An 8900-nucleotide genomic window follows, 5' to 3' on the forward strand; every position below is an offset into this window, starting at 1 on the left:
GAAGATTTAATTGTGGTTGGGTTGCCAGTTATACAAACTGGGATTTTTCTTTTTAGAATGAATTATTTATTTTCTACAATAGCACCATATTTCGTATGCGGAAGATATTGTACCTTTAAATAAGTATTTTTATCAACATACCTTGAAAATACTGTGATTTCGATTTCATCATCTTTAACTTTATCATATAGAAAAATACTTCTTCTTTCAGAAGATATATCTGCACCACCATGAGATTGTTCAGTTACATATCCTTCTGCATAACTATACTGTTTGTTTATGATGTAAGGCATATCTAAAACAAAATCTTTCAAATATAAGATTAAAAGAATAGCTACTATAACAAGAATGGTATTAGCCAATCGAAGAAATATTATATCATTTTTTCCAGTATATTCTTTTTTTATCGCTTCTTTATCAAAAAATATCGAATAGATAAGTTTTCTTTTTTTAATTAGATAGATAATGCAAGCAATTAAAGCTATAACAAATAATGAAACTCTTATAAACAATCTAAATATAGCAAAATCCATAATATCATTCCCTTAAACTTCAAGTTTGTTGCTTACATTATACTTCATCAACCTAAAGAATGGAAGATATTTTCTTGCTCCCTAAAGCAAAAGCACCTGTCATTTTCAAAACGAAAACAGCAAGTGCCTTAGAGTTCCATATTCAGTTTTTGGGAAAAAAAGCAGGAGACCTTTTCTGATATGCTCCCTTTATGAGAGACAGTGAAAAAACAAACTGTCATCATGAAGGGAGCATATCATTCGGATCTCCTGCTTAGTAAAGCTGTGAAGATTTAATTGTAGTCAGTTTTTCTTATACCATCCGAAATTTATACTTTAATGTTCTCTCATAACAAAAATCAATTTTGTCCTCCAACAAAAATACCGTTTGGGGGATTATCCCATATAAAATTATCCTCAGCCACTTCGCTCTCTAATGCAATTTCAATTTTATATATCCCCACATTTTGGGCATTTTCATCATCCTCACTATACATATAAAAATTCATACAATACCGTTCCTTCTCTGTCAATATGAGATACATACCATCCAATTCCGTTTTCCTTTTACCATAGTTGCTTTCACTTGATGATGCACAATCGCCCTCAAAACTTTGGATACTGCCCTCAATATAATCGAAAAAAGCAGAGATTTCAGTGTCTAAATTCTCAATGTTCTTTTTGCTTTCTTCGGAAAATAGAGATTTGAGTTTCTCTGAATCCTGTTGCTTACATGCCTCGATAATTTGTTGACACATCTTATCCGTTTCATTTTGTTCAGAGCTAAACCAGTCATTGAAATATTTGTTAGAGCAGCCTGTTAAACCGAGTATAATAATCACACTGAAAAGCAACAGTACTTTCTTCATATAATTACATCCTTTACTTGATAATTGCAAAATCACTTATTGGATTAAGGTCATTACAAAAAATTTCTTACTATCATTATACTTCATCAACCTAAAGAATGGAAGATATTTTCTTGCTTCCTAAAGCAAAAGCACCTGTCATTTTCAAAGTGAAAACAGCAAGTGCTTTAGAGTTCCATATCCTGTTTTTTGCTTTTCGCCGGAAGTGTCCGGCTGACTTCACGCTCTGCCATTTCTTTCTTTTTTCGGCTCAACTGCTCTATAATGGAACTTTTGGCTTTCTTCTTGATTTGCTCCGTTCCGGCTTTTTTGACCTCCGGTTTCATCAGCGTGGTTTGAATTTTCTGAATGGTTGATTTCATAGCGTTTGTGATTCTGGCAATCACGCCATCCAATCGTTTCGTTGCATACTCGATTTCTTTCTTTGAAGCCTTACGCTCAGGGGAGAGAACCCATGCCTTAGACTGCTCCACCAGCTTAATATCCTCCTTGTGCGTTTCCAGTTTCACAGTATCAGCAACGACCTCAACCGCCTTGTCATAGGCAATATCGGCAACCTCGTCCACCAGAGCTTCCACATCCTCAATCTTCATCGTGAGTTCTTCCAGCTTTTGCTCCTGTGCTGCCAGTTGCTCCTTTTGCTTGAAAAGAATATAGTCCTGTTTTTCCAGATATGCACGACCACCATATTCCGGTTCTTCTTCCAGTTGTAAGCCATGCTTTTTCGCCACATCAAACAGCAGCACTCGGCAAGCTGAATCGAAAGTCATCTTGCGGTTATTTTTTCTTCCGACAGGCTTCTCCGGTTCCGGCAGTTCAAACCCCAGTGCTTCCAAAGCCTTTTCCTGTTGTGGGGCAATCTCCCCATATTGATTTTCACAGTCGAACACATGACGCTCGTGAATATGAGGGGTACTTTCATCCAAGTGCAGAGCCCAATTCAGGATATGGACATGAGAACCGAAACGCTCATTTACGATTTCCATAAATTCTGTGACGATCTCAATGAGCAATTCCGGTGGAACATGATTATCAAGCGTTCCAATCTGATAGACCGTTTCCTCTGGACAGGTCTTTTTGCTTTTGAGTAAATCTCCGGTTTCCTTATTTCTTTCAGGGTGTCGGTTCTTCACATTTCTTTCGTTCTGTCCGGTCACAAAATCACGATACCGCTGACGATAAAAAAGCTGTTCCACATCTTCAAAAGTGGCAGACAGCTCATTTTCCTTTTCGGGATTTTTGAAATTGCGGAAGCCATTGTAACAGTCCCAATAGAGATTTTGTTTGGCTCGTTCTTCGTCAATGTGTTCGCTGTTGGCAATGTCAAAACTGCGGTCATTGTGCTTCGGATTATAAACGCCATTCTTTCCGGCTCGTCCATTGTGTCTTGTTAATTTCACATGAGTTCCTCCTTTTCTTTTTGATTTCCCCGACAGGGGAGAAGGGCAGCGAAGCTGATTCCTTGCGGCTTTCTGCGTCAAGTAATACCCAGTACTAAGTGGCGAAACGCCACTTAACTGGGCAAGGCTGCCGCCCTTGACCTGCACAGGGATATTGCATTCCCTGTACCCATGCACAAAGGGTTGCACCCTCTGTACTCCCGCCCGAACAAACTGACTTCGCCCCGTCCCAAGCTCTGTCAGTTCCTTCGGTTTTACAAAACAGTCCACCGGACTATTTTGCAAAAAGAAAAACCGACGCATGATCGCTTTACGCTCAATACATCGGTTTCTTCATCTGACCTTAACGGTCATATTCAGTTGTGGCAGATTGTTATTACAATGCCTGTTTTAGAATGTGGCAAATATTTTACTTTTATAAAATCATCTTTATGAATACCATTTTCCCAATACAAATTTAAGTCATGTAGTTTACCATTATCCTTTTCTTCCACAACAACATTGTAACACTCTAACTTATTTGATGATTCTATATTTGAACCTTTTACTACAATCCCTTCCGTTATTACTGCTCCTTTGCTTACCACAATCGGAATATCCATCAACGCTGATAATCCAAAACTGCAACTCACAAAAATCATATTAGAAATCACTATCAAATTGATAAGAAAGTCAACTATTCTTTTCCGCTTTTTTAGCATATCTCTTAGACGACATTGTATCATCCTGTCTGGATTAAATCTAATCCACCCTTTTCTTATATATCTCACTAATAAATATCCTACAAACGCATAGATGATAAAAACTTTTCCATAAAACATTAACAAAAACAAATTCCAGTTCATATTACTCCCCCCTCTCTACTATGCAGTGAATTTGAATATAATCATTAGCTCTAAAACGAAATTTATTGTGTTATAAAAAATTATACTTCATCAACATAAAGAATGGAAGAAAAAATTTTGTGTACAGAGTTCCTGTTCAAGCCTTGTAACGCACATTTCTGCAAAATCCATAGTCCCCGATATTTTCCTCACAGGCGATAGGCAACGGTCAAAACATCAGGTCTGCACCTGACATTTTAACCGCATATCAGCCCTGATTATCACACTATCCCTGCTGACTGTTCAGCCCATGCTTTTTCGCATATTCACTGGCTTTCTGTCTGCGTTCCTCACTGTAAGGCGGCAGGAAACGGATAGACAGACGGGACTTTGCCAGCTCATAAGAAACACCGCCTTGAACATTGGATTTTTCCAGTCGGCAAAGGTCAGGGTACTTCTTAGCAAAAGCAGCCAACCTCTTTTTCAATCCGGCGTTGTGGGTGTAGATATTTGCCTTGTCCTCGCCCTCATTAAAGAGAACGATTGTTTCTTTCTCAATCTTCGTCAGTCTCGTCATAGCAGCCCTCCCTATGGTTTTTCAACACACGCAGCTTGCAGTAAAAGCAGCGATACCACCTTTCAACACCCTCAGCACTCAGCTTGACGGAAAGCATATAAAACAGCTTTTTCGCCACTGGATCGGGTGCAAGGGCAGCTACCATACGCAAACGCTCGACAGTTGCTTTCAGGTTCGGACAGCCAAAGGCATAAAGGGCTTCCATTTCATTCCGGTTCATCTTCATTGTGTTTTCCTCCTTAAAGTTTGATAAATGAAAAGCGACAGACACTTCATAAGGAAATATCTGTCGCTTCGTTTACGATACAAATTTGTTGGTTTTGGACTTGATAAAATCAGCAGTAAATCATTTCCTGTCTGATGATTTCTTCGGCTCGGTTACGGATAGAGTTCATGGACTGTACCCACAACATCTGATTGTCTGCTTTCATGGTTTCGGTCACGCCCTCGGCTTGTTTCATCTGCTCAATGATAAGGCTGCACCTTTCCGTTGCCTGTTCGTTCAGATCAGCAAGGTAAGTATGCAGTTCGCCGGATAAACAGAGGGCAGAGAACCTTGCAGGGCGGTACTGCTCCAAATATGTCCTGTGCAGTCTGCCCCACATACCGATAGGGCGGTGTTCCTCCGGTAGCTTCAAGTCCGGCACATAGTAATCACCCACAAGAACATAGTCCAGACCGTTGCTTTCGTCATGGATTCGTGATTTCAATTCTGTCATGCTATTTTTTCTCCTTTCACTTTTTGCCGATTTGATTTGCTTGTGGCGTTCTGTTCAACACACACATTGCTATCAGAACTTTTTTCTTCTGCTATACGCTCATGCTCCGCAAATTCTTTTGATTTCTCACGAATCTTTTTCATATACTTACGATTGGATTCTCGTTTTCTGCGAAGTCGTTCCGCCTCTTTTTCAGCAGCAATCCTTTCTTCCTCTGTTGGTTCATGCTGCTCCACAGGTACTTGAAATTGCCCGACATAGTTAAGATATATCTCCACCTCTGTGGTGCGGTCTGCACCTTTTCCCTGTGGCTCGTGAACCAGAATTTTGTCGATAAATTCATTTATCATGGCAGGAGTAAGTTCTGTAATGTTCTCATACTTTTTAACCAGCTTTAGAAAACGCTCCACATTATTTTGACCGCCTATAATCCGTTGCATATCAGCGGTGTCAGTCTCAATAATCTTGTTCAGCTCGTTCCGCTCATTTTCATAATCAGTAAGCATACTCTGAAAAAGCCTGTCCGGCAATCTTCCAATCACATTATCTTCATAGATTTTCCTGATAAGCATATCCAGTTCGTGAACTCGCTTCTGATTTCTTTCAATGCGGTTTTTTACAGTTTCAGAAACAGCAATATCTTTCATCGCCGATTCTTCTTGCAGAGAATAAACAAACTCCCGCTCATTCAAAGAAACATAATGGCAAGTCTCCTGTATGGTTTTCAGAATGATGCTTTTAAGTGCTTTTGTTGAAATATGGTGGCAAGTACAATGTCGGTCATACTTCTGATAAGCAAGATTATATGTGGAACATTCATAACAATCTGCCGGATTTGAATGGCTTATCCGCTTTTCGCCTTTGGTAGTATAGTATATTCTTTCTCGCCCTTTCCGCTGCCTGTGATTATACATCGGCGCACCACAATCAGCACAGTAAATCTTTCCGGTCAGAACATTAGGCTCGCCCATAGGATCTGCTTTTCTTACATTCTGTCTTAACTTTTGAGCAAGCAGCCATGTTTCTTCATCGACAATAGGCTCTTGTGTATCATCAAAAACCACCCAATCTTCCTTGTCTGCCCTTTTCGTCTTTTTGTCCTTATAGGAATTTTTGAATGTCCTGAAGTTGACAGTCTTTCCGATATACTCTGGTCGGGCAATCAGAGTAGTAACCTGATTTCCTCGCCACATATACGGATTTTCTTTGTCATAGTTGCTTGCATGATTTCCAAGTCCCTTTTTGCCAAGATAATAAGATGGTCTTTCAATTTTTTCTTCTGAAAGTTCTCTTGCTATCTGATAAGGTCCTTTTCCCTCAATGGTCATACGATAAATTCTGCGGACTACTTCAGCAGCTTCTTCATCAATAATCCAATGGTCGGGGTTTTCGGGGTCTTTCAAATAGCCGTATGGTGGGATATTACTTGTATGAGCGTTGCCGGAAGAACCTCTGGATTTCAGTACAGCTTTAATTTTCTTACTTGTGTCCCTGACAAACCACTCATTCATAATATTCAGAAAAGGGGCAAACTCACTGGTTTCTTGACGGTCACTGTCAATACCATTATTGATTGCTATAAATCGAACTTCCTTTTCTCTAAACAGAATGTCAGTGAAAAAACCTACTTGCAAATGATCTCTGCCAATTCTGGACATATCCTTGCAGATACAGGCAGTGATTTCTCCGTTTTTAACACCTTCAACAAGTCTGTTCCATGAAGGTCTGTCAAAAGTCGCTCCACTCCAACCATCATCGGTAAAATGAACAAGATTCGTAAAACCATGTTTCATAGCATAATCTTCAAGCATTTGCTTTTGATGAACTATACTGTTACTCTCTCCAGCATTATCATCATCACGAGACAGTCTTTCATACAAAGCAGTAATGCCATTGCTTTTATCTTTTTTTCTTCTCATGCTGAACTCCTTTCTTCAATTCCTATCCACTCCTTACGCTCACAAAATATCACATCGGTAACGTTACTTATATTTAAGCCCAATCATGAATACGCCATGACCAATATGTATTGAGAGCGAATAATATTTGATGGTAATCATAGGTGCTGCTATGAGGCAATGACAATATAAGAATATAATGATACGCATAGTGTTCGCATGAGTAATTAAATTTGCCGCACGCAAAACACTATTGAAGGTTAGAATCCTTTGAGAACATATAACGCCTTGAAGATTATATGTGACTCGTGGAATTGCATAGCAAAGCAATCTACTGATATTACAATTAACTAAAAGCAACTTTACTGTTGCTTTTAGTCATACATAAAAAAGAAGGTGATGAAGTTGATAGAAAACATAGTAAGAGGAGAAATCTATATGGCTGATTTAGATCCTTGTATAGGCAGTGAACAAGGTGGTATTAGACCTGTTGTGATTATTCAAAATAATACTGGCAATAGATTTAGTACAACTACTATTGTTGCACCTATTACAACAAAATTAGGCAAAGCATATTTACCAACACATTTGGTTATAAGTAAAAGAACAGGAATTTATAAAAAATCTATGATATTACTTGAACAAATAAGAATCATTGATAAAAGTCGGCTGTTAGAAAAACTAAGTATTTTAGAGGATCAGGAAATCGATTTAATGGATAGGTCTTTACGAATAAGTATTGGTTTAAATTAATGTACGATTAATAAATTTGCACATTTGTATATGAATAAACATCTTAATAAACTAAAGGAGAAGTCAGAAAGTGAATAGAATAAATGATTGGGATAAACAGATATTAACAGCACAGGATATTGCAAGAATTTTTAAATGCGGTAAGAATTTAGCTTATAAAATTATTGAAAGTGATGACATGAATGCTGTTAGGATTGGTTCGACAGTACGAGTATCTATGAAATCTTTTAATGAATGGATTGATAATAAAGGTTTTCTTTTAAATAACGAAGAAACATTTGATAATCAAGTTTATACATTGGAAGAAATAAAAGATATCTTAAAAATTGGAAGAAATTCTTCTTATAATCTATTAAATGAAAATTACTTTAAGATCATTAAACTAGGAAAAATTGTAAGAATATCTAAAAAATCATTTGATAACTGGCTTAATAAATAAATTAGGAGGAACAAATGTGAAAATAACAAAAAGAAAGTACATTACTACGATTACTTATGACAAAATATGTAATGGAGTAAAAAAATCGTGTATAGAAAGCTTTTTTGATAAGAAATATGTCGATATTAGAGTAGATGAAATCAATAATTGTGAATATGATAAAGAATATAAGATAGATCAAAATACATTATTTTTAGATTTTATTGATATTTATTTAAAGAAAGTTTCTTTAAAGAAAGATACTTATAAAAAGTATGAATTTTATGTGAGTTTGACACGAAGATATATTATGGATTATTTTGAAGATATTTATATAAAGGATATAACACAAACATTTATTGAAAATTTAAGTATACAGGTAAATAACCAAGTTTCAAAGTATGGCAATAAGGAAAAAGTAATTTCTAAAACATTAAAAAATGATATAAAATTTTTCTTCAATAAATTATTTAAATATGCTACAGATATGAATTTATATGATATTAATCCTATGCAATATTATAAAGTGCAAAATAGTTCGAATCGTTATTTAATTGAATGGGATATTGATACGTTGAACACTATTTTTGAATTAAGTAAAGGAACAAGATTACATATGTTCTTACATTGCTTTTTTGGAACTGACTTGAAAATGAATGAAATTTTGGCTTTAAAATGGAATGACCTTTATATTGGTCATAAAAACATCAAAAAAAATAATTGTTATGCTGTAGTGAATAAAAAATTAAAAAGAAAGAAGATATCCTACATTAATGAACATAGAGAAAATATTATTAAGCAATTTGATCCGAAAATAAATGATGAGGGTAGTACTAGGCTTGTCATTTATAAAATTGAAAATAGTAAGAAAATCCATATTCCTATTAATGTAGCCAAAATGCTAATAAAATGGAAAAAAGTAGAAGGTAG

Annotated in this window: 11 protein-coding genes; 3 read left to right on the forward strand and 8 right to left on the reverse strand. The window is 36.4% G+C overall.

What is annotated here, in order from left to right:
- Positions 1 to 62 precede the first annotated feature (62 nt).
- From C7U54_RS11675 to C7U54_RS11710, 8 genes are all read right to left on the reverse strand, one after another.
- On the reverse strand, positions 63 to 533 hold the full coding sequence (locus C7U54_RS11675) for a hypothetical protein (RefSeq protein ID WP_022616344.1): 471 nt from the start codon (positions 531 to 533) through the stop codon (positions 63 to 65).
- Between the two features lie 338 nt (positions 534 to 871).
- Entirely contained in the window at positions 872 to 1381 is a 510-nt protein-coding gene (locus C7U54_RS11680) for a DUF5104 domain-containing protein (protein WP_024720781.1), read from the reverse strand.
- 167 nt (positions 1382 to 1548) lie between these two features.
- Positions 1549 to 2781 carry a plasmid recombination protein gene (locus C7U54_RS11685; RefSeq protein WP_241522615.1) on the reverse strand — a complete coding sequence of 411 codons (1233 nt, stop codon included), beginning with the start codon at positions 2779 to 2781 and terminating at the stop codon, positions 1549 to 1551.
- A 356-nt stretch (positions 2782 to 3137) separates the two neighbouring features.
- The gene (locus C7U54_RS11690; protein ID WP_107030419.1) at positions 3138 to 3626 is read right to left on the reverse strand and encodes a hypothetical protein; all 489 of its coding nucleotides are present in this window, start codon (positions 3624 to 3626) and stop codon (positions 3138 to 3140) included.
- A 265-nt stretch (positions 3627 to 3891) separates the two neighbouring features.
- Positions 3892 to 4182, reverse strand: a complete 291-nt coding sequence (locus C7U54_RS11695) for a hypothetical protein (protein ID WP_005930793.1) — start codon at positions 4180 to 4182, stop codon at positions 3892 to 3894.
- A complete protein-coding gene (locus C7U54_RS11700) occupies positions 4160 to 4408 on the reverse strand; it encodes a hypothetical protein (protein ID WP_005930789.1) in 249 nt (82 codons plus the stop codon). Before C7U54_RS11700 ends, C7U54_RS11695 begins: the two co-directional genes overlap by 23 nt.
- Before the next feature lie 109 nt (positions 4409 to 4517).
- Entirely contained in the window at positions 4518 to 4901 is a 384-nt protein-coding gene (locus C7U54_RS11705; protein ID WP_005335855.1) for a TnpV protein, read from the reverse strand.
- The gene (locus tag C7U54_RS11710) at positions 4898 to 6820 is read right to left on the reverse strand and encodes a recombinase family protein (protein WP_107030420.1); all 1923 of its coding nucleotides are present in this window, start codon (positions 6818 to 6820) and stop codon (positions 4898 to 4900) included. Before C7U54_RS11710 ends, C7U54_RS11705 begins: the two co-directional genes overlap by 4 nt.
- A 417-nt stretch (positions 6821 to 7237) precedes the next feature.
- Between C7U54_RS11710 and C7U54_RS11715 the strand changes: the two genes are divergently transcribed.
- From C7U54_RS11715 to C7U54_RS11725, 3 genes are all read left to right on the forward strand, one after another.
- Positions 7238 to 7552: a type II toxin-antitoxin system PemK/MazF family toxin gene (locus C7U54_RS11715; RefSeq protein WP_118516409.1), complete on the forward strand. Its 315-nt coding sequence runs from the start codon at positions 7238 to 7240 to the stop codon at positions 7550 to 7552.
- A gap of 70 nt (positions 7553 to 7622) precedes the next feature.
- A complete protein-coding gene (locus C7U54_RS11720) occupies positions 7623 to 7991 on the forward strand; it encodes a helix-turn-helix domain-containing protein (protein WP_107030421.1) in 369 nt (122 codons plus the stop codon).
- A gap of 16 nt (positions 7992 to 8007) precedes the next feature.
- The coding region (locus C7U54_RS11725) for a hypothetical protein (protein ID WP_146137636.1) at positions 8008 to 8900 on the forward strand (893 nt) is incomplete at its 3' end.

This window comes from Faecalibacillus intestinalis (genome assembly GCF_003024685.1).
In the GTDB taxonomy this organism is placed as follows: domain Bacteria; phylum Bacillota_I; class Bacilli_A; order Erysipelotrichales; family Coprobacillaceae; genus Faecalibacillus; species Faecalibacillus intestinalis.

Bases quoted from the DNA above. Each gene is read 5' to 3' on its own strand.
- C7U54_RS11675 (WP_022616344.1), bottom strand. From the start codon at position 533: ATGGATTTTGCTATATTTAGATTGTTTATAAGAGTTTCATTATTTGTT.
- C7U54_RS11680 (WP_024720781.1), bottom strand. From the start codon at position 1,381: ATGAAGAAAGTACTGTTGCTTTTCAGTGTGATTATTATACTCGGTTTA.
- C7U54_RS11690 (WP_107030419.1), bottom strand. From the start codon at position 3,626: ATGAACTGGAATTTGTTTTTGTTAATGTTTTATGGAAAAGTTTTTATC.
- C7U54_RS11695 (WP_005930793.1), bottom strand. From the start codon at position 4,182: ATGACGAGACTGACGAAGATTGAGAAAGAAACAATCGTTCTCTTTAAT.
- C7U54_RS11700 (WP_005930789.1), bottom strand. From the start codon at position 4,408: ATGAAGATGAACCGGAATGAAATGGAAGCCCTTTATGCCTTTGGCTGT.
- C7U54_RS11705 (WP_005335855.1), bottom strand. From the start codon at position 4,901: ATGACAGAATTGAAATCACGAATCCATGACGAAAGCAACGGTCTGGAC.
- C7U54_RS11710 (WP_107030420.1), bottom strand. From the start codon at position 6,820: ATGAGAAGAAAAAAAGATAAAAGCAATGGCATTACTGCTTTGTATGAA.
- C7U54_RS11715 (WP_118516409.1), top strand. From the start codon at position 7,238: ATGGCTGATTTAGATCCTTGTATAGGCAGTGAACAAGGTGGTATTAGA.